Source organism: Rhizobium sp. P1_C7 (assembly GCF_056406295.1).
This window is the reverse complement of record NZ_JBFUAL010000001.1, coordinates 44,626-63,210: the sequence shown is the minus strand read 5'-3', so window position 1 is coordinate 63,210 and position 18,585 is coordinate 44,626. Positions and strand designations below refer to the sequence as shown.

Sequence of the window (18,585 nt, the reverse complement as noted above, 5' to 3'; positions counted from 1 at the left end):
CAGCGCGCAGTCGACCGCAATCAATGTGACACATCATGGGCAAGACAACGGGAGGCTTTTCATCGATGGCTTCCGAGAGAAGCCAGGCCAAAGCTCGAGAAACCCTGGCGGAAAGCATCCGGCAATCCTGCCCCATGACAGGTCAACGGTTGGTTTGGCAGATCCGGCCCATCCGGGTCCGCCGAGCAGTTCTACCGCACTTGATATAGCGCGCGGCGGCAAAATTTCACCGGGAACCAGGCTCCCGAAAAGCATCCGGCGGGCGCCCATAAGGAGCGCCCGCCGGAAAATGATTAGCGGCGAATACCCAGGCTGGTGATCAGCTTGGTGTAACGGCCTTCGTTCTTCTTCTTGAGATAATCAAGAAGCGAGCGGCGGCTGGAAACCATCGTCAGCAGACCACGGCGGGAATGGTTATCCTTCTTGTGGTCCTTGAAGTGGCCGGTCAGGTTGTTGATACGCTCGGTCAGGATCGCGACCTGAACTTCCGGAGAACCGGTGTCGCCTTCGAACGTTGCGTATTCCTTGATCAGAGCCGTCTTGCGCTCAGCAGTAATCGACATCGTTTGTTCCTTTCGATGAGAGGAGATAAGGTCGCCAAAAGCCGGGATGTCGTCCAGCTTCGGCCGCGAATGCACTCAGGCCATGCCCTATGCTGGCGCTGCCTATAAACCATTCAGGCAGCAAAGGGAAGAGGCATGCCTGGGCGCGCCTCCTCCGGCGGTTCTGTCAACCGAAGACGCGCTTGGGGCGGAACTCGCCCTGGCCGATTTCGCCGATCGCGACGAGCTTGCCGCGTGCGGTGGCGTAGGCTTCGCTTTCGTCAACCGGGGCGTCTCGGCCACGGACGAGAATGGGGTTGCCCATCTTCAGGCGATGCGCCTGATCGTCGTTGACCACGAGATGCGGTAATGCAGAGAGTGCTTCGCTGGTTTCGATCAGCAGGGCGTCGAGCGCCGCCAGGCGCTCGTCCATGTCCTCGATTTCCTCAAGCGCAATCAAGTCCGCAAGAGGTGTCATGCTCTCTTCAGCAAAGGGCGCGACGAACGTGCGGCGAAGACAGGAGACGTGGCCATAGCAGCCAAACTCCCGGCCGAAATCGCGGGCCAATGCACGCACGTAGGTACCCTTGCCGCACTCGACTTCGAAATGCGCCGTGTCGGCGTCCGGGCAGCCAAGCAAGGTCAGGCGGAAAACCTCCACCTCGCGGGACGGGATATCGACCGTCTCGCCTTCGCGCGCAAGATCGTAGGCGCGTTCGCCTGAAATCTTGATGGCGGAGAACTGCGGCGGGATCTGACTGATGACGCCCGTATAGCTCGGCAGGAGATCGCGGATCTGCTGCTCAGTCGGGCGCTTGTCGGAGCTCTGCGTCACATCGCCCTCGAGATCGTCTGTCGCGCGCTCTTCACCCCATGTCACCGTGAATTCGTAGACCTTGCGACCGTCCATCACATAGGGAACCGTCTTCGTCGCGTCGCCGAGCGCGATCGGCAGCATGCCCGAGGCGAGCGGATCGAGCGTGCCGGCATGGCCGCACTTCTGCGCCTTGAAAAGCCATTTGATCTTGGAAACGGCTTCCGTCGAGCCGAAGTCAACAGGCTTGTCAAGGATAAGCCAGCCCGAGATCGGACGGCCTTTGGGCTTACGTGGTTTGGACATCAGTCTCTTCTACTGTTGGTCTTCGGTATCGCCGTCATTGAGATCACGCATGACCTCGGGCGAGCGCAGCAACTCGTCGATCTTCTTGTAGTTGTCGAAGCTCGTATCGTCGCGGAAACGGACTTCCGGCATGTACTTCATCTGCCGGAGCTGCGGGCCGAGACGGCCGCGGATGTATTTGGCGTGGCGGTTGAGCGCAGCAATAATCGCATCATGGTCGGCCACGCCGAGCGGCGTGACGAAAGCCGTTCCGACCTTCAGATCCGTCGACATGCGGACTTCGGAAATGGAAATCACGGTCTTTTCTATCAGGTCGTCGCGAACTTCGCCGCGCTGAAGAACCTGAGTGATCGCGGCGCGCACCTGCTCGCCGACGCGCAGCATGCGCTGCGTTTGCGCGGAGGTAGGTTTTGTTGCCATTGTTCTTTGCCTCAAAAGGTTCGGGCGCCGGCCCACATGATCCGGCGCCCGTCCACAGTTCTAGTCTCGCACGATTAGAGTGTGCGGGTGATGTGCTCGACGCGGAAGCATTCGATCGTGTCGCCTGCACGGATGTCTTCGTAGTTCTCGAAGGCCATACCGCATTCCTGACCGACCGGAACTTCCGATACTTCGTCCTTGAAGCGCTTGAGCGTCTTGAGCTTGCCTTCGTGGATGACGACGTTGTCGCGCACCAGACGAACGCCTGCACCACGTTCGACCTTGCCTTCGACGACGCGGCAACCTGCGACCTTGCCGACCTTCGTGATGTTGAACACCTCGAGGATTTCGGCATTGCCGAGGAAGGTTTCGCGACGCTCCGGAGAGAGCAGGCCGGACATCGCCGCCTTCACATCATCCACGAGGTCGTAGATGATGTTGTAGTAGCGGATCTCGATGCCCTGGCGCTCGGCGAACTGCCGAGCCTGTGCATTCGCACGAACGTTGAAGCCGATGATCGCAGCGTTCGATGCTTCCGCCAGCGAGACGTCCGATTCGGTGATGCCACCGGCCCCCGAATGCACGATGCGGGCACGGACTTCGTCGGTGCCGAGCTTGTCGAGCGCGCCGGCAATGGCTTCGATCGAACCCTGCACGTCACCCTTGATGACCAGCGGGAATTCCTTCACGCCAGCCGTCTGCAGCTGCGTCATCATCTGTTCAAGCGAACCGCGCTGGCCTGAGAGGCGGGCAGCCGCCTTGTCGCGGGCGAGACGCTGACGATATTCCGAGATTTCGCGGGCACGGCTCTCGTTTTCGACCACGGCGAACTTGTCGCCGGCAGCCGGCGTGCCGGAAAGACCGAGAACCTCGACCGGAGTGGCCGGGCTTGCTTCCTTAACATGATCGCCCTTGTCGGTGACGAGGGCGCGGACACGACCCCAGACGTCGCCGGCGACGATAATCTGACCTGGGCGCAGCGTACCGTTCTGCACGAGAACGGTGGCAACCGCACCACGACCGCGGTCGAGCTGGGCTTCGATGACCGTACCTTCCGCGGTGCGGTTTGGATTGGCCTTGAGGTCCAGAATTTCGGCCTGCAGCAGGACGGCTTCGAGAAGCTTGTCCAGATTCAGCCCGGTCTTGGCCGAAACCTCGACGTCGAGCACTTCACCGCCCATGGATTCCACGAAGACTTCGTGCTGGAGCAGCTGATTGCGAACCTTCTGCGGATCGGCCTCGTGCTTGTCGACCTTGTTGATCGCAACGATGATCGGAACACCGGCCGCCTTGGCGTGGTTGATCGATTCAATCGTCTGCGGCATGACGCTGTCGTCGGCCGCTACCACCAGGATTGCGATGTCGGTTGCCTGGGCACCGCGAGCACGCATCGCCGTGAAGGCAGCGTGACCGGGGGTGTCGATGAAGGTGATCTTCTGGCCGTTCTGTTCGACCTGATAGGCACCGATATGCTGGGTGATGCCGCCGGCTTCGCCCGACACAACGCTGGTCTTGCGAATGGCGTCGAGCAAAGATGTCTTGCCGTGGTCGACGTGACCCATGATCGTGACGACTGGCGGCCGCGAGACGAGCTCGCCTGCTTCGTCGGCGACGTTGAAGATGCCGAGTTCGACGTCGGATTCAGAAACGCGCTTGACCGTGTGGCCAAATTCGCCGGCGATGAGTTCGGCAAGGTCGGCGTCGATGACGTCGCCCGGCTTCATCATCTGGCCTTCCTTCATCAGGTACTTGATGACGTCGACGGCGCGTTCGGACATGCGCTGCGACAGTTCCTGAATGGTGATGGTCTCAGGCAGAACGACTTCGCGAACAACCTTTTCGCGGGTTTCCTGCATCTGGCTGCGGCGGAATTTTTCCTGGCGGCGGCGCATGGCGGCCATCGAGCGACCACGTGCCGTACCGTCGTCGTCGACGCCTGCGGTGCCGATCGTCAGCTTGCCGCGGCGACGTTCGTCTTCCGTCTTCGGGCGTGTGGTAACGGGCTTTGCGGGTTCGGGGCGTACGACGCGGCCACGAGCCGGAGCACCACGGGGAGCGGCACGATCTTCGGTTTCGTTTTCACGGCGACCGCGAACTGCCGGAGCAGCAGCACCACCGGGGGCCGGACGTGCCGGCGATGGCGATGCCGCGTCAGGGCGGCGAACCGCCGACGCAGGCGACTGAACGCGTGGCGCTGGCGTGCTGGCTTCGGCGGCAGAAGGCGCTGCCGGGGCCGGAGCGGCGGCGGCTTCAGCGGCGCGTACCGCCTCTTCGGCGGCCCGGACCTTGGCTTCTTCAGCTGCGGCGGCCTGGCGGATGATTTCCTCGGCGGCGCGGCGCTTTTCTTCCTCGGCGCGACGCACGGCGTCTTCAGCGTCACGGACCTGCGCCATGGCAAGCGCACGGCGACGGGCATCCATTTCTTCCGGCGACAGGTGGTTCAAGACCACTGGACGCGGACGATCCTGCTGGCGCGGTGACTGCGACGACGTCTGCTGCGGACGCGGCGACTGGCCACCAGGCTGATGAATGCGCGGCTGGGGAGCCTGCGGAGCCCGAGCCTGGACAGGTGCGGGCGCCGGCGCTGGCGCAGGTTCAGCGGCGCGAACAGGAGCTACCGGCGCGGCTGGCGTGATCGGACGTTCGTCTTCAGGACGCATCGGACGCCGCTTGCGGGTCTCGACAACGACCGCCTTGGTGCGACCGCGACCCATATCCTGGCGCACGGTGCCCTGGCTCATCCCCGACGGTTTCAGGGTCAGAGTCTTCTTGCCCGCGCCGCCCAGTGTCTTGTCGTCATTGCTATCGGTCATTCGTTCCCGTTCCTTCGGACAGGGAGCGATGACGTCATCAGGCCCTGTCAATCAAATACTGTCGATCAATGACGTTGGGACCGGACAAAGCCGGTGACCGTATCATTGTTTTTGCCGGCCAGCGCCGCCCGCTGCCCGGGACTGACCGCCATTGCGGTACTGTTCGAGCATCTTTGCGCGCTTCACTACACCCTCACCCGCCTGCCCTGCAAGCACTGCAGCATGGATAAAAGCGTTCTGGCCCATCAGGCCTTCCATTTCGCTCTCCGAGAAGAGGCGGTAGGAAGGTATTTCCTCCTCGGTCTCCATTCCGAGGTGCCAGGCCTTGCGGGCCTGGTCGATCTTTCTAACGCCGTCGGCTGCGGCGTCCGTCGAATGGAACACCGCGATGGCTGCTCCACTCCTCACCGCGGCATCCACTTTTGCGGACCCACTGACGAACTGACCGGCCTTGCGGGCCATGTTCATCATCTGCATCAGCTGCTGCATCAGCAACTTTTCGACGGTCTCGCCGAAATCGGCCGCCACCTTGACATCTGCCTTCAACGCCCGCGCAAAGAGCTTCTTCGCCACGGCCTTGTCGACCAGTGAACGATCGACCTTTACCCAGCAGCCGCGTCCCGGAAGCTGTCGCTTCAGATCGGCGACTACCGTCCCATCGGGAGCGGCAACGAAGCGGATCAACTCATCAGGCGATCCGCTTTCGCGCGTCACGATGCACATGCGACCATTCACGTCATATCCTGCAAGATCATCGTCCTCAGGAGAAACGGTAGGCTCACGCGCAGACATTAAACTTCCTGCTCGGCCTCGGGAGCTTCTTCAGCTTCCGCTTCCTTTGCCAGGTCTTCGTCGGTGATCCAGCCAACCGCGAGGCGTGCCTGAACAACCATCTGTTCCGCTTCGACGCGCGACACGTCGAACTTCGAGAACAGACCTTCGAACTTCTTGGTCTCGCCATTCTTGCGCTCGCTCCAGCCGACGAGGTCGTCGGCGGCGCAACCGGCGAAGTCCTCGATCGTCTTGATGCCGTCTTCGCCGAGCGCGACCATCATCTGGGCTGTCATGCCGTCGATCCGGCGCAGCTCATCTTCGACGCCGAGCGCCTTGCGCTTGTCGTCCATTTCGGCTTCCAGGCGCTCCAGATATTCGCGGGCGCGCTGCTGGATTTCCTGGGCCGTCTCTTCGTCAAAGCCATCGATCGAGGCAATTTCGTCGAGATCGACGTAAGCGAGTTCCTCAACGGCAGCGAAACCTTCGGAGGCCAGAACCTGGCCGACCATTTCGTCGACGTCGAGCGAATCCATGAACAGGTTGGTGCGCTCGTTGAATTCCTTCTGACGGCGCTCGGACTCTTCGGCTTCCGTCATGATGTCGATGTCCCAGCCGGTCAGCTGCGACGCAAGACGAACGTTCTGGCCACGGCGACCGATCGCCAGCGACAGCTGCTCGTCCGGAACCACGACCTCGATGCGCTCTGCGTCCTCATCGAGGACGACCTTGGCGACTTCAGCCGGCTGCAGGGCGTTGACGACGAAGGTCGCAGGGTCCTGCGACCACGGAATGATGTCGATCTTTTCGCCCTGAAGCTCGCCGACGACGGCCTGGACGCGCGAACCGCGCATACCGACGCAGGCACCGACCGGATCGATCGAGCTATCGTTCGAGATCACGGCGATCTTGGCGCGCGAGCCCGGATCGCGGGCAACCGACTTCACCTGGATGATGCCGTCGTAAATTTCCGGCACTTCCATGGTGAAGAGCTTCACCATGAACTGCGGATGCGTGCGCGACAGGAAAATCTGCGGTCCGCGCTGCTCGCGGCGGACGTCATATACGTAGGCGCGGACACGATCGCCATAGCGGACGTTTTCGCGCGGGATCATTTCGTCGCGGCGAATGATACCTTCGCCACGGCCGAGGTCGACAATGACATTGCCGTATTCGACGCGCTTGACGGTGCCGTTGACGATTTCGCCGACACGATCCTTGAATTCGTCGAACTGACGATCACGCTCAGCTTCGCGAACCTTCTGCACGATGACCTGCTTTGCCGACTGCGCGGCGATACGGCCGAAATCCATCGGCGGCAGCGGATCGGCGATGAAATCGCCGAGGGCCGCGTCCGGGTTGCGGTCGCGTGCCAGCTCCAGCGGGATCTGGGTCGAATAGTCCTCGGCCTTGTCGACGACTTCGAGCAGGCGCTGCAGGCGGATTTCGCCGGTCTTCGGATTGATGTCGGCGCGGATGTTGGACTCAGTGCCGTAACGCGAACGCGCTGCCTTCTGAATCGCGTCTGCCATTGCGGCAAGCACGATCTCGCGGTCGATGACCTTTTCGCGCGCCACTGCATCTGCGATCTGCAGAAGTTCGAGCCGGTTCGCACTGACTGCCATTGTCTTTTCTCTCCGTCTAGGCGTCCGGGGTTCCCGTCCCTGGAGCCACAAGTTGATCGGTCTATTCTTCGTCTTCCGTTTCGTTCTGGTTCGCGGCCTCTGCCTTCGCCAGCTTGTCGGCGCGCAGTGCATCGCGGATCAGATCGTCGGTCAGAATGAGCTTTGCATCGCTGAGAGCGGTGAAAGGAATCTTGACGTTCTGTTCTTCGCCATCGGCAACCTGGTCACGCTCAAGCGTGAAACCATCCGCATCCGTCTCGAGAATCTTTCCACGGAAGCGTTTGCGATTGCCGATCATGATCGACGTCTCGCACTTCACAAGGTGTCCCTGCCAACGGGCAAAATCGGATTTCCGCACCATAGGACGGTCGATGCCAGCCGAGGACACTTCCAGATGATACTCTTTATCGATCGGATCTTCCACATCCAGAACCGGAGAAATGGCCATGGAGACTTCTTCGCAGCCTTGGACGTCCATTGTTCCGTCGTTGCGTTCGGCCATGATCTGCAGCGTCGCGCCATTCTGGTTCAGCATGCGGACACGGATCAGGCGAAAGCCCATGCCGACAAGCACAGGTTCGATAATGTCGGCAAGGCGCTGGTCAAGCCCGGTCTCAGTGATCAGCCGCGGCTCAAGTTGATTGTCTACGTTCGTCGGATCCGACAAGCGGTGCGCTCCTAGCAATTTCATGCATTTCGGATGATCGCGGTAATAAAAAAGAGCGGGTCCTTGCGGCCCACTCTTCATCAGTACGATCAAGATTTGAGAGCCATATAGGCCCGTTTTTACGAAATTGCAAGGTCCATCGCCAAGCCTGCGGCCGAGCGACCGAATGTGTAGCCAGCATGACCATTCCGCATATATTGATTTCGAAGATGCAGAGCAACCGCACGGGAGGGATCGTGGCGTACAGTTCCACAACATTGGCGCCACTGCGGCACGAGACCTACCGAACCATCTGGTTTGCCAGCATCGCGTCCAACTTCGGCGGCCTCATCCAGGCTGTGGGTGCCGCCTGGATGATGACGACGATCACCTCGTCAGGCGACATGGTTGCGCTCGTTCAAACTTCGATCGCGCTGCCGATCATGCTGTTTTCGCTCGTATCGGGTGCACTTGCCGACAGCTTCGACCGCCGCCGGGTGATGCTGGCGGCGCAATGCTTCATGCTGGCGGTCTCGGCATTTCTCAGTATCGGCGCTTATCTCGGCTGGCTTTCGCCCTGGCTGCTGCTTTCCTTCACCTTTCTGATCGGCTGCGGCACGGCGCTGAACAATCCCTCCTGGCAAGCATCGGTCGGGGACATGGTGCCACGCGCTGACCTACCAGCAGCCGTGACGCTCAATAGCGTGGGGTTCAACATTACCCGAAGCGTCGGCCCGGCGCTCGGCGGTGTCATTGTGGCCGCCGCCGGGGCCGCTGCCGCTTTTGCGGTCAACACCCTGAGTTATTTCGCTTTGATTTATGCCTTGGTGCGATGGAAACCCGTCATTCCCGCCTCGACGTTGCCGCGCGAGGCACTCGGAAGCGCCATCTTCGCCGGCCTTCGCTACGTTTCGATGTCGCCCAATCTGCAGAAGGTGCTGCTGCGAGGCTTCATCTTCGGCATCGGAGCCAGCTCGGTTCTGGCGTTATTGCCGATCGTGGCGTTGGAGCTCGTTATCGGCGGGCCGCTGACCTACGGCCTGATGCTCGGTTCCTTCGGCATCGGCGCGATCGGAGGCGCGGTGCTGAACGCTCGGCTGCGCGAGCAGTTCTCAAGCGAGACGATCGTGCGCTTCTCCTTTGCCGGCTTTGCGCTGAGCGCGGCCGTCGCTGCCTTGAGCCCGGTGGCGGCATTGACCTGCGCCGGTCTCGTCGTTTCAGGCGCATGCTGGGTGCTTGCATTGTCGCTCTTCAACACGATCGTGCAGTTGTCTACGCCCCGTTGGGTGGTCGGCAGGGCGCTATCGCTCTACCAGACGGTCACGTTCGGCGGGATTGCCGGTGGAAGCTGGCTCTGGGGCATCGCGGCCGATCGCTACGGCGTTGCCGATGCGCTCCTGCTCTCGACCGTCGTCATGCTATCAGGCATCCTCGTCGGAATGCGCTTTTCCATGCCGGCTTTTGCTTCGCTCAATCTCGATCCGCTGAACCGCTTCACCGAGCCGGAGCTGGGGTTGGACATCACCCCCCGCAGCGGCCCGATCGTCATTCAGGTCGACTATGAAATCGGCGACGACGATCTTCCCGAATTCCTGATACTGATGGGCGAGCGCCGGCGGATCCGCATCCGCGACGGCGCCAGGAACTGGGCGCTTATGCGCGACCTGGAAAAACCAGGCAGCTGGACCGAAACCTACCATACGCCCACCTGGGTCGAATATATCAGGCACAACCAGCGCCGAACCCAGTCGGATGCCGAAAACACCGACCGCCTTCGAGCGCTTCACCGTGGGGAGACCACGCCATCCGTGCACCGCCTGATCGAGCGGCAGGCAATTCCACCAAATGACGACGTCTTCTACAAGGCGCCGATCGATCTGCATCACTGAGGCAAATCATGCATCTCTTCCGGGCCGCCCGATCTTGCGACCTCCTTGCCATCATAGAGCTGCTTGCCGACGACGATCTCGGCAAGACGCGAGAGATCGCATCCGATCCACCGGATCCGCGCTACATCGCGGCATTTGCCGCCATCGATGCCGATCCCAACCAATTGCTGGCTGTTGCCACGGATGACGGCGACCGCGTTCTCGGCTGTCTGCAGCTGACTTTTCTCCCCGGCCTATCCCGGACGGGAATGTGGCGCGGCCAGATCGAGAGCGTGCGTATCGCCAACAGCGTCCGCGGCTCTGGTCTCGGATCGCGTTTCATCGAGTGGGCCGTCGAGCGATCAGCCGAGCGCGGCTGTGCGCTGGTGCAACTCACCTCCGACAAGGCGCGCCCGGATTCGATCCGCTTCTACGAGAAGCTCGGCTTCATTGCGAGCCACGAAGGCCTGAAGCGCAATCTGTGAGCTTACTTCAGCTTGCCGATCATCGACGCTTCGGGATAGCAGGTGGGTTTCATGCCGGCCTTTTCCTGCCATTGGCCGATCGAGCGGCGTGTCTTATAGCCAGGCAGACCGTCGGTACCGCCGACGTCATACCCCTTCTTCTCCAACGCCTTCTGCATGGCTGCGACATCAGAGCGCAGCATTTTGCCGACATCGCCCCACGCCCCCTCGAAAGCGCCGGAACCACTGGCGATCCGATCGGCGAGATTGCCGATGTAGAGGGCGTAGAGGTCGGAGTTGTTGTATTCCTTGATCACGTAGAAATTCGGGGTGACGATGAATTGCGGCCCGTCGCGGCCGGCCGGGACCAGCATCATTCCGCTTGCGTTCCTCTCATCGGACGGAAAAGCCTCGCCGTTCACGCGATCGATCCCAAGTGACGCCCAGTGCGAAATCGGCTTGGCGAGATCGGGTCCTTCCTGCGCGCAGGAGACCTGTCCGGGGAGGGTCACTTCGTAGCCCCAGCCGCGACCCCGCTGCCAACCCTTGTTGACGAGGAAATTGGCGATCGACGCCAGAGTGTCGGGAACCGATGTCCAGATATTGCGATGCCCGTCTCCATCGAAATCGACGGCATACTTGAGGTAGCTGGTCGGCATGAACTGCGGCTGGCCGAGCGCGCCCGCAGACGAACCCTTGAACCCTGCAGGCGTCACGTCGCCGCGATCGATGATGTGAAGTGCAGCGATCAGCTCGGTGCGGAACATGTCCTTGCGGGTCGACATGAAGGCCTTGGTGGCCAGCACCTCGATCGCCGAGTTCGGGATTTTCGCCGCGCCGAAGCCCGTCTCGCGCCCCCATATCGCAAGCACGATCGAGCCCGGCACGCCGTAGGTCTTCTCGATCTTCTTCAGGGTCGATGCGTACTGCGAGGCGAAGCCGCGTCCTGTCACCGCCAGCCTCTTCAGGCGGTCGTCGTTGAAATAGGGTGCCGGCGAGGAAAATTCGGCCTGCGTCTGTTTCTGCTGCTTCGACGGCGGGAAGCCGGGAGGGGCAAGGTCGGTCAGGTTCCAGTTGAGCTCGACGCCGGCGAACGCCGCCTGAAACGCCTGCTCGGAAATGCCGTTCTTCTGCGCTTGCGGCCAGAGATCGGCCCGCACCCACTTTTCGAATTGCGCTTCGATGTCGGCTTTCGTCGCAGACAGGGCGGGCAAGCACGAAAGCGTCAGAAACGCCGCACTCACAACAAAAAGGCGGCTGAAAATGCGCTTGCCCATGCTTCCCCCCTTGAGCATTTCCGCTTTCTTCGAATCGCGAAAACGCTCTGTCTCTTTGTTTTGTAAGCAACCAGCAAAACCGCTGCGCACTTTTGCTGGAATGCTCTAGATTGCCGTTCGTGCTCTCAGTGCCGCCGTCAGCGTGCCTTCATCGAGATAATCAAGTTCGCCACCGACCGGAACGCCATGCGCCAACCGCGTAATCTTCACATCCAGTCCAGTGAGCTGATCGGTTATATAGTGTGCTGTCGTCTGGCCCTCGACGGTGGCGTTGACCGCGATGATCAGCTCCCGGATGCCGCCCGCACTCACCCGCTCGATCAGGCCGCGAATGTTCAAATCGTCCGGCCCGACGCCATCGAGCGGCGAAAGCGTGCCGCCGAGCACATGATAGGCCGCATTGAGGGCCGCGGCACGCTCAAGCGCCCAGAGGTCGGAGACATCTTCGACGACGATGATGACGGATCGATCGCGCCGCTCGTCGGTGCAGACCGTGCAGGGATCGACCGTATCGACATTCCCGCAACAAGAGCAGATCTTGACCTTGTCGTAGGCCTCGCCCATCGCATTCGACAGCGGCCCCAGCAACTGGTCTTTCTTCTTGATCAGATGCAGGGCAGCACGGCGCGCGGAGCGCGGGCCGAGGCCCGGCACCTTCGCCAGGAGCTGGATCAGTTTTTCTATCTCTGGACCGGTGACTCGCTTTGCCATGAGCGGTTATTAGCCCATATGTTGGTAAAACGGAAACATCCAAGGGCCGTGGATCGCATGAAAATCCTCGCCGTCTGCATCGGCAATCCCGAAAGGCTGACCGGCAAGAGCTACAGGACCGGGATCAACAAGCATGCGATCGGCGGCAGCGTGCTTGTCGATCGCGAAGGGCTGGTGGGCGACGCGATCTGCAACAGAAAGCACCATGGCGGTGTTGACCAGGCCGTCTATCTCGAGGGCTCGATCACGCTCGACTGGTGGTCCGGGCAACTAGGCTCCGCGATCGCCCCGGGCACCTTCGGCGAAAATCTCGTGATCGAAGGTCTCGACAACAGGGTCGTTGCCGTTGGCGACAGATTCATAGCCGGCGATCTTGTGCTTGAGGCAACGGCGGCGCGCATCCCTTGCGCGACGTTTGCCGCGAGAATGGGCGACCGCCACTTCATCAAGCGCTATACGCATGCAGCGCGGCCGGGTGTCTATTGCCGCGTCATCCATGGCGGCTCGGCAACCGCCGGAGAGCCTGTCGAGTTTCGCCCGTTCGAAGGTGCAAGAGTGACGATGCCTGAGATGATCGCTACCTTCGGCAAACGGCTGTCGATGAAGGATCGGGCACGATTTCTTTCCGCACCGATTCACCAAAAGCTGCGCATAATTCTGGAAGCCCAGACCTAGCCGAGACTGGCCTCGAATGCCGCCAGAGCTGCCCTTCCCTCCGGCCAATCGCCGAGACCGCTGCTGTCGTTGAGGTGGCCGTGGGCGCCGGCATCGATGAACACGCTGCGCCATTGCGCCGCCCTGGCGCGGGAATAGGCAAGGGAACCAAAGGGGTCGTTGCTGCTTGCGACGACCAGCGAGGAAAACGGTAGCGCAAGGGCAGGTGGATGGCCGAAACTTGCAGCCTCCACCGGAAAAACCGGCGAAGCCGGATCGGGAACAGCGACCAGCAAAGCACCGGCCGCGGTATGCCGCGTACGCTGCGCCCAGTATGCGACCAGCAGGCAAGAGAGGCTATGGGCGACGATGAGCGGCGATTCGGCCGATTTGGCCATCTCACGATCCAGCGCTATGATCCAATCGTCCAACGCCGGCCGCTCCCAACTCGACGGTGCAAACCGTCGCATGCGCGGCTCGGCCTTTTCCCATCGCGATTGCCAATGCGCCTCGCCCGAACCGCCGATTCCCGGCATGATGATCACCTCTCTCATGGCAGTTCCTTTGCTGTTGCCTCGGCCGCAAACTGCATGAGATAGTCGGCAAACGACATAGGAAGTCATCGGATAGGCAAGCCATCTGCCGATAGATTAAAGGTGAAGATCCATGGCCGATATCATTGAGCGACAGCTGGATCCGACCGATATGCTCATCGTCGAGATCATGCAGGCCGATGGCCGCATTTCCGTTTCGGAGCTAGGGCGCAAGGTCGGCCTGTCTCAACCGGCTGCCTCCGAGCGGTTGAAACGGCTGGAAGAGCGTGGGATCATAGAGGGTTACGGAGCTCGCGTCAGTGCCGCAGCGCTCGGCCTCGGCATGATGGCGGTCATCCGGTTACGGACGACCCACGAACATATCCGTGCCTGCCTGAAGCAGTTTTCGGAGATGCCGCAGGTGATCGAGGTATTGCGGTTGACGGGCGAGGACTGCTTTGTTTTGAAGGTGCTGGTCCCGACGCCGTCGATGCTTGAAGTCATCGTCGACAGCATTGCCCGCTATGGCGCAGTGACAACCTCTCTCGTGCTGCGCAGCGAGCCGCCGAAGCCGATAGGACGAGACCTTTTGCGGCTCGCGCGGGGGCGCTGACGCCCCCCCCCTTGAGCCGTGCACTAGCGCATCGCGATGGCAACGGCTGCGCCGGCCATCGTGCCGGCGCTCACGCGATTGGCGATGCGGACGGCGCGGCGACTCTTCAGGACCGCTCTCGCCTTTGAAGCAAGCAGCGCCCAACCGAAATCGATCGCAATCAACACCAGCAACATTGTTGCGACGAGTTCGGCCCAGCCGAGGATCGTCACTGCGCCGATGTCGACGATCGACGGCAACAGCGCCATATAGAAACATCATGATCTTTGGATTGCCGAGCGTCACCGTCATGCCGGCTAAGAAAAGCTTCCGCGCGGAGTTCGCCTCAGGCAGCGTTTCATGGCTGTCCCCCGGCGAGGCAAACCACATTTTCCAGGCAAGATAGAGAAGGTAGCAGACGCCCAGCCATTTTAGGGCGACGAAGCCGTAGTGAAAGGTCTCGGCAAGCGCGGCAAGACCGGCGACGGCACTGGTCAGCCAAATTGCCTCGCCGAGCCACATGGCCGCGAGAAACGGAAGGACATCACGTGCACCCTTGGAGATTACGCGGGCGACAAGCGCAGCGACGCTCGGACCCGGAGTGCCGGCGCCCACGAACAGCGCGCAGGCAAAAACGAACAAGGTGGTCAGCGTCATCTGCAATCCTCCCTTTGCGAATAGGGAAGAGATGCCATTCGAGACACCCCTAATCCTCTTGGAGCGGATCAGAACGGCATCTTGAAGCCGGGCGGGATCGGCAGTCCCGCGGTCAACGCCTTGGTTTTTTCGGCTGCGGCGGCTTCCGCTTTGTCCTTGGCGTCCTTATGGGCAGCAACGATCAGGTCTTCGAGGATCTCGACATCCTCCTCCTTGAACAGCGACGGATCGACCTTCAAGCTCTGCATTTCGCCCTTGCCGTTGAGGATGACGGTCACCAGACCGCCGCCGGACTTGCCTTCAGCATGGAGCTCGGCGATTTCCGCCTGCATCTTCTCCATCTTCGCCTGCATTTCCTTGACTTTGCCCATCATGCCCATGATGTCGCGCATCGTCTCGCTCCTTCTTCGTCACTCAGAATTGTATGTCGTCGCCGGGCAGGATATCGCCGTCTTCGGATTCGGCAGCGGCAGGAGGTGCCTGGACCTCCTCTTCCTCCGGCTCCGGCGCTCTCACACGCACGTCGATGATCTTGGCGCCGGGAAACTGTGCGAGGATCGCTGCGACATCGGGATCCTGCCGCGCGTCGCTCACCTGCTGTTCCTTGGCGCGAGCTTCAGCCTCGACCATGGTTGGCTGGCCAGCGTCGCGGCTGAGGCTGATGATCCAGTGGATACCTGTCCAGTCCTTGAGCTTGACCGCCAGCTCGTTGAGCAAGGTCGGCGGCGCGCCATCCGTCAGGTTCACGTCGAGGCGGCCGGGCTCGACGCGGACAGGGCGAACGAATGTGCGCACCAGCGCCTTGATCTTCGCATCGCGCTTTTCGGAAGCCAGAATGACGATATCGCCGATGGAATTGATCGAAACCAGCGGCGTCGGCACTTCGGTCGGCCTGGTCTCGACGCGGCCGATGGGCATGTTCTGCGGATCGGAATTAGGGACAGAGCGCAGCACGGCAGTCGAGCCGCCGGGCTGCGGGCGCGGCGTGGCATCGCTTGCCCTGGCCGCAACGCTTCCTTGATAATTCACCGTCGTGCCATTGCCGCCGCCATTGCCCGACGGTACGGCCGGCCGGGCACCGCTGCTGTTTTCGGAAAATTCGGCCAGACGGCGCGCAGCATCTTCCGGCGCAGGGAGATGCGCGGCATGGGCGAGCCGGATCAGCACCATTTCAGCGGCACCGGCGGGACGAGAGGAAGCCTCCGCCTCCGGAATGCCCTTCAACAGCATCTGCCAGATGCGCGACAGCGTCGTCACCGCAATGCCTGTCGCGAACTCCGCCGCCTTGGTGCGCTCGATTTCGCTCAGCGAAGGATCGTTCGCGGCGTCAGGCACGTATTTCAGCCGCGTCACCAGATGCGTGAAGTCGGCCAGATCGGTGAGAACGGCAACCGGGTTCGCGCCGGCCTCGTATTGGCTCTGGAATTCGCCCAGCGCTGCGGCAACATCGCCTTTGACGACGTGATGGAAGAGATCGACGATGCGGGCGCGATCGGCAAGGCCGAGCATTCCACGTACGGCTTCAGTCAGCACTGCGCCGCCGCCGTGAGCAATCGCCTGATCGAGCAGCGAGAGGCCGTCACGCGCAGAGCCTTCGGCTGCACGGGCGATCATCGCCAGCGCATCCGATTCGGCTTCGATGCCTTCCTTCGACGCGATGGTGGTGAACAGTCCGACCAGATCGGACGCGCTGATGCGGCGCAGGTCGAAACGCTGGCATCTCGACAGCACCGTGATTGGAACCTTGCGGATTTCGGTGGTCGCAAAGATGAACTTCACATGCTCCGGCGGCTCCTCAAGCGTCTTCAAGAGGCCGTTGAAGGCCTGCGTCGAGAGCATGTGGACTTCATCGATGATGTAGACCTTGTAGCGCGCCGAAACCGGACGGTAGCGCACCTGCTCGATGATCTCCCTGATATCGTCGATACCGGTATGCGAGGCGGCGTCCATCTCGATGACATCGACATGGCGGCCTTCCATGATTGCCTGGCAATGTTCGCCGGGGATGCGCAGGTCGATCGTCGGCTTGTTGATCTCTGCGGTCTTGTAGTTCAGGGCACGCGCCAGAATGCGAGCCGTTGTCGTCTTTCCGACCCCGCGAACGCCGGTCAGCATGTAGGCCTGGGCTATACGACCAGTGTCGAAGGCGTTGGTCAGCGTCTGAACCATCGGCTCCTGGCCGACCATCAGATCCGTGAAATCCTTGGGGCGGTATTTGCGTGCCAGCACCCGGTATCCGGTGCCCGTCGAGGCGGCATCTTTTGATTGTCGCTCGGTGTCGCTCATCGCCCTGCTTAGCGCCCGGACTACCCGGGCAAGGATGGAGAGAAGGGTGGGAGGCTGGCACGATGACCCGTGCCGGGCTCGTTAGGGCTGCTTCCTTCCGGACCTGACCCGGTTGGCGAGTGGCTCGTCCACCACCAACCTCCCGAATGCACATATCGGCAATATCGCCATCAAAAGCAAGCCAAGCACAAAAAAAACTGCTAGCCTTTGGAAAACCCTGGAGGAAAACCTGTTGGACGCCTTCACGCTCGACCATCGGCTTCAAAGCGACAGTGCGAGTGTCATGCAGACCGGCCTCTGCGACCTCAGGCTGTCGGCGGATGCCCGCTGGCCCTGGCTGATTCTCGTCCCACGGCGAGCCGATATCACCGAAATATTCGAGCTCACGCCGCTTGATCAGGTGCTTCTGACGTTCGAGACCGAGTTGGTCGCGTCAGCCCTCAAAACGATCACCGGCGCTACAAAAATCAACATCGGGGCTCTTGGCAACGTCGTCCGCCAGCTTCATGTTCATATCATTGCCCGCTTCGAAGGCGATGCCAATTGGCCAGGACCCGTCTGGGGATTCGGCAAGGCGGAAGCCTACGAAGACGGAAAGAAAGATGAATTTATAGAGAAGTTGCGGGAAACCCTTTCATCATGAGCCGTTCGCTTTTCGATTCGGATGTACCACATCCGGAACCCAGCAATCTGACAGCCTTTGCCGCCAATGACCTGATCCGCGATTCCGAGCACCGCGACGAGAGTTCCGTGGACAACGCACTCGCCAAGGAAGGCACCCATATCTTTGCCTTTGCCGGCGACAAGCTGGTGCTGAAGCACGATGGCCAGGTGCTCGATCCACTGTTTGCGCGCTACGAGTTGAAGGATCTGCGTCCGAATTGGGACGAAACGATTCTACTCGGTTATCGCAAGACCGGCGAACCGCGCCTTGCCGTTCCGGTCGGCGTTTCCGAGGAGGAACTCGCAAGCCAGTACAAGCCCGCCGACGGCCGATCTCTATTTCGCGAGATGCTGGTGGATGAAGTCCTGCTCGGAGAATTCGCGCAGGGTGCCAGCCTCATTCGCTGGAACCGGGACAACAAGTTTTGCGGCCGTTGCGGCTCGACGATGGACATTCATATTGGCGGCTATAAGCGCATCTGCACCGCCTGCGAACACACCATCTTTCCGCGCACCGACCCCGTCGTCATCATGCTGACGATCGATGAGGAGCGCGATCTCTGCCTGCTTGGACGAAGCCCGCATTTCGCACCGGGGATGTATTCCTGTCTCGCCGGTTTCGTCGAGCCGGGTGAGACGATCGAGAACGCCGTTCGCCGCGAGACACTGGAAGAATCGGGCATTCGCACGGGGCGCATCCGCTACCACGCATCGCAGCCCTGGCCGATGCCGCATACATTGATGATCGGGTGCTTCGCGGAAGCCAAGTCGACCAACATCAAGCGCGACGAGCAGGAGCTGGAAGACTGCCGCTGGTTCTCGCGCGAGGAAACGATAGAGATGCTCCAGCGCCCGGGCACCAACGGTCAGGCACCGCCACCCAAGGGAGCGATCGCCCATCGCCTGATGCGCGACTGGGTGGAGTGGAAAGAACGATAGGTCC

General features: G+C 61.2%; 18 protein-coding genes, 1 other RNA gene and 1 pseudogene. 6 read left to right on the top strand and 14 right to left on the bottom strand.

Going from position 1 to position 18,585, the window contains the following annotated elements:
• Window positions 1-293: 293 nt before the first annotated feature.
• From rpsO to rimP, 7 genes are all read right to left on the bottom strand, one after another.
• Window positions 294-563 carry a 30S ribosomal protein S15 gene (gene rpsO / locus AC1D2R_RS00335; RefSeq protein ID WP_025659731.1) on the bottom strand — a complete coding sequence of 90 codons (270 nt, stop codon included), beginning with the start codon at window positions 561-563 and terminating at the stop codon, window positions 294-296.
• A gap of 166 nt (window positions 564-729) precedes the next feature.
• Window positions 730-1,662 carry a tRNA pseudouridine(55) synthase TruB gene (truB, locus tag AC1D2R_RS00330; RefSeq protein WP_477963650.1) on the bottom strand — a complete coding sequence of 311 codons (933 nt, stop codon included), beginning with the start codon at window positions 1,660-1,662 and terminating at the stop codon, window positions 730-732.
• A gap of 9 nt (window positions 1,663-1,671) precedes the next feature.
• Complete coding sequence (gene rbfA, locus AC1D2R_RS00325) at window positions 1,672-2,082, bottom strand: 30S ribosome-binding factor RbfA (RefSeq protein ID WP_477963648.1); 411 nt, start codon at window positions 2,080-2,082, stop codon at window positions 1,672-1,674.
• A gap of 74 nt (window positions 2,083-2,156) precedes the next feature.
• The gene (gene infB / locus AC1D2R_RS00320; protein WP_477963646.1) at window positions 2,157-4,895 is read right to left on the bottom strand and encodes a translation initiation factor IF-2; all 2,739 of its coding nucleotides are present in this window, start codon (window positions 4,893-4,895) and stop codon (window positions 2,157-2,159) included.
• A 102-nt stretch (window positions 4,896-4,997) separates the two neighbouring features.
• Entirely contained in the window at window positions 4,998-5,687 is a 690-nt protein-coding gene (locus AC1D2R_RS00315) for an RNA-binding protein (RefSeq protein WP_477963644.1), read from the bottom strand.
• Window positions 5,687-7,291, bottom strand: a complete 1,605-nt coding sequence (gene nusA, locus AC1D2R_RS00310) for a transcription termination factor NusA (RefSeq protein ID WP_477963642.1) — start codon at window positions 7,289-7,291, stop codon at window positions 5,687-5,689. Before nusA ends, AC1D2R_RS00315 begins: the two co-directional genes overlap by 1 nt.
• Window positions 7,292-7,352: 61 nt before the next feature.
• Window positions 7,353-7,958 (bottom strand): ribosome maturation factor RimP, encoded by a 606-nt coding sequence (gene rimP / locus AC1D2R_RS00305; RefSeq protein ID WP_477963640.1) that lies wholly within the window; start codon window positions 7,956-7,958, stop codon window positions 7,353-7,355.
• 209 nt (window positions 7,959-8,167) lie between these two features.
• Here rimP and AC1D2R_RS00300 point away from each other — a divergent pair, with 209 nt between their 5' ends.
• A complete protein-coding gene (locus AC1D2R_RS00300) occupies window positions 8,168-9,826 on the top strand; it encodes an MFS transporter (RefSeq protein ID WP_477964601.1) in 1,659 nt (552 codons plus the stop codon).
• Between the two features lie 8 nt (window positions 9,827-9,834).
• A complete protein-coding gene (locus AC1D2R_RS00295; protein WP_477963638.1) occupies window positions 9,835-10,290 on the top strand; it encodes an N-acetyltransferase family protein in 456 nt (151 codons plus the stop codon).
• A 2-nt stretch (window positions 10,291-10,292) separates the two neighbouring features.
• On the opposite strand, the gene AC1D2R_RS00290 is transcribed toward AC1D2R_RS00295, so the two are convergent.
• Window positions 10,293-11,546 (bottom strand): lytic murein transglycosylase, encoded by a 1,254-nt coding sequence (locus AC1D2R_RS00290; protein WP_477963636.1) that lies wholly within the window; start codon window positions 11,544-11,546, stop codon window positions 10,293-10,295.
• 105 nt (window positions 11,547-11,651) lie between these two features.
• Window positions 11,652-12,257 carry a recombination mediator RecR gene (recR, locus tag AC1D2R_RS00285; protein ID WP_477963634.1) on the bottom strand — a complete coding sequence of 202 codons (606 nt, stop codon included), beginning with the start codon at window positions 12,255-12,257 and terminating at the stop codon, window positions 11,652-11,654.
• Between the two features lie 57 nt (window positions 12,258-12,314).
• On the opposite strand from recR, the gene AC1D2R_RS00280 reads away from it, so the two are divergent.
• Window positions 12,315-12,932 carry an MOSC domain-containing protein gene (locus AC1D2R_RS00280; protein WP_477964599.1) on the top strand — a complete coding sequence of 206 codons (618 nt, stop codon included), beginning with the start codon at window positions 12,315-12,317 and terminating at the stop codon, window positions 12,930-12,932.
• Here the strand turns inward: AC1D2R_RS00280 and AC1D2R_RS00275 are convergent.
• Window positions 12,929-13,465, bottom strand: a complete 537-nt coding sequence (locus tag AC1D2R_RS00275; protein WP_477963632.1) for an RBBP9/YdeN family alpha/beta hydrolase — start codon at window positions 13,463-13,465, stop codon at window positions 12,929-12,931. The two genes, AC1D2R_RS00280 and AC1D2R_RS00275, sit on opposite strands and share 4 nt — an antisense overlap.
• A gap of 112 nt (window positions 13,466-13,577) precedes the next feature.
• Between AC1D2R_RS00275 and AC1D2R_RS00270 the strand changes: the two genes are divergently transcribed.
• Window positions 13,578-14,057 (top strand): Lrp/AsnC family transcriptional regulator, encoded by a 480-nt coding sequence (locus tag AC1D2R_RS00270; protein ID WP_477963630.1) that lies wholly within the window; start codon window positions 13,578-13,580, stop codon window positions 14,055-14,057.
• 23 nt (window positions 14,058-14,080) lie between these two features.
• On the opposite strand, the pseudogene AC1D2R_RS00265 reads toward AC1D2R_RS00270, so the two are convergent.
• From AC1D2R_RS00265 to ffs, 4 genes and pseudogenes are all read right to left on the bottom strand, one after another.
• A pseudogene (locus AC1D2R_RS00265) lies at window positions 14,081-14,693 on the bottom strand (LysE family translocator).
• 68 nt (window positions 14,694-14,761) lie between these two features.
• Window positions 14,762-15,085, bottom strand: coding sequence for a YbaB/EbfC family nucleoid-associated protein (locus AC1D2R_RS00260; RefSeq protein ID WP_477963628.1), 324 nt, complete (start codon window positions 15,083-15,085; stop codon window positions 14,762-14,764).
• A gap of 22 nt (window positions 15,086-15,107) precedes the next feature.
• Complete coding sequence (locus AC1D2R_RS00255) at window positions 15,108-16,979, bottom strand: DNA polymerase III subunit gamma/tau (protein ID WP_477963626.1); 1,872 nt, start codon at window positions 16,977-16,979, stop codon at window positions 15,108-15,110.
• A 46-nt stretch (window positions 16,980-17,025) separates the two neighbouring features.
• An RNA gene (gene ffs, locus AC1D2R_RS00250) (signal recognition particle sRNA small type) lies at window positions 17,026-17,122 on the bottom strand.
• Window positions 17,123-17,211: 89 nt separating this feature from the next.
• Between ffs and AC1D2R_RS00245 the strand changes: the two genes are divergently transcribed.
• Together AC1D2R_RS00245 and nudC are read left to right on the top strand one after the other, a co-directional pair.
• Window positions 17,212-17,622 (top strand): HIT domain-containing protein, encoded by a 411-nt coding sequence (locus tag AC1D2R_RS00245; RefSeq protein WP_477963624.1) that lies wholly within the window; start codon window positions 17,212-17,214, stop codon window positions 17,620-17,622.
• Complete coding sequence (gene nudC, locus AC1D2R_RS00240; RefSeq protein ID WP_477963622.1) at window positions 17,619-18,581, top strand: NAD(+) diphosphatase; 963 nt, start codon at window positions 17,619-17,621, stop codon at window positions 18,579-18,581. Before AC1D2R_RS00245 ends, nudC begins: the two co-directional genes overlap by 4 nt.
• Window positions 18,582-18,585: the final 4 nt, after the last annotated feature.

Bases quoted from the DNA above. Each gene is read 5' to 3' on its own strand.
- rpsO (WP_025659731.1), bottom strand. From the start codon at position 563: ATGTCGATTACTGCTGAGCGCAAGACGGCTCTGATCAAGGAATACGCA.
- truB (WP_477963650.1), bottom strand. From the start codon at position 1,662: ATGTCCAAACCACGTAAGCCCAAAGGCCGTCCGATCTCGGGCTGGCTT.
- rbfA (WP_477963648.1), bottom strand. From the start codon at position 2,082: ATGGCAACAAAACCTACCTCCGCGCAAACGCAGCGCATGCTGCGCGTC.
- infB (WP_477963646.1), bottom strand. From the start codon at position 4,895: ATGACCGATAGCAATGACGACAAGACACTGGGCGGCGCGGGCAAGAAG.
- AC1D2R_RS00315 (WP_477963644.1), bottom strand. From the start codon at position 5,687: ATGTCTGCGCGTGAGCCTACCGTTTCTCCTGAGGACGATGATCTTGCA.
- nusA (WP_477963642.1), bottom strand. From the start codon at position 7,291: ATGGCAGTCAGTGCGAACCGGCTCGAACTTCTGCAGATCGCAGATGCA.
- AC1D2R_RS00300 (WP_477964601.1), top strand. From the start codon at position 8,168: ATGCAGAGCAACCGCACGGGAGGGATCGTGGCGTACAGTTCCACAACA.
- AC1D2R_RS00295 (WP_477963638.1), top strand. From the start codon at position 9,835: ATGCATCTCTTCCGGGCCGCCCGATCTTGCGACCTCCTTGCCATCATA.
- AC1D2R_RS00290 (WP_477963636.1), bottom strand. From the start codon at position 11,546: ATGGGCAAGCGCATTTTCAGCCGCCTTTTTGTTGTGAGTGCGGCGTTT.
- recR (WP_477963634.1), bottom strand. From the start codon at position 12,257: ATGGCAAAGCGAGTCACCGGTCCAGAGATAGAAAAACTGATCCAGCTC.
- AC1D2R_RS00280 (WP_477964599.1), top strand. From the start codon at position 12,315: ATGAAAATCCTCGCCGTCTGCATCGGCAATCCCGAAAGGCTGACCGGC.
- AC1D2R_RS00275 (WP_477963632.1), bottom strand. From the start codon at position 13,465: ATGAGAGAGGTGATCATCATGCCGGGAATCGGCGGTTCGGGCGAGGCG.
- AC1D2R_RS00270 (WP_477963630.1), top strand. From the start codon at position 13,578: ATGGCCGATATCATTGAGCGACAGCTGGATCCGACCGATATGCTCATC.
- AC1D2R_RS00260 (WP_477963628.1), bottom strand. From the start codon at position 15,085: ATGCGCGACATCATGGGCATGATGGGCAAAGTCAAGGAAATGCAGGCG.
- AC1D2R_RS00255 (WP_477963626.1), bottom strand. From the start codon at position 16,979: ATGAGCGACACCGAGCGACAATCAAAAGATGCCGCCTCGACGGGCACC.
- nudC (WP_477963622.1), top strand. From the start codon at position 17,619: ATGAGCCGTTCGCTTTTCGATTCGGATGTACCACATCCGGAACCCAGC.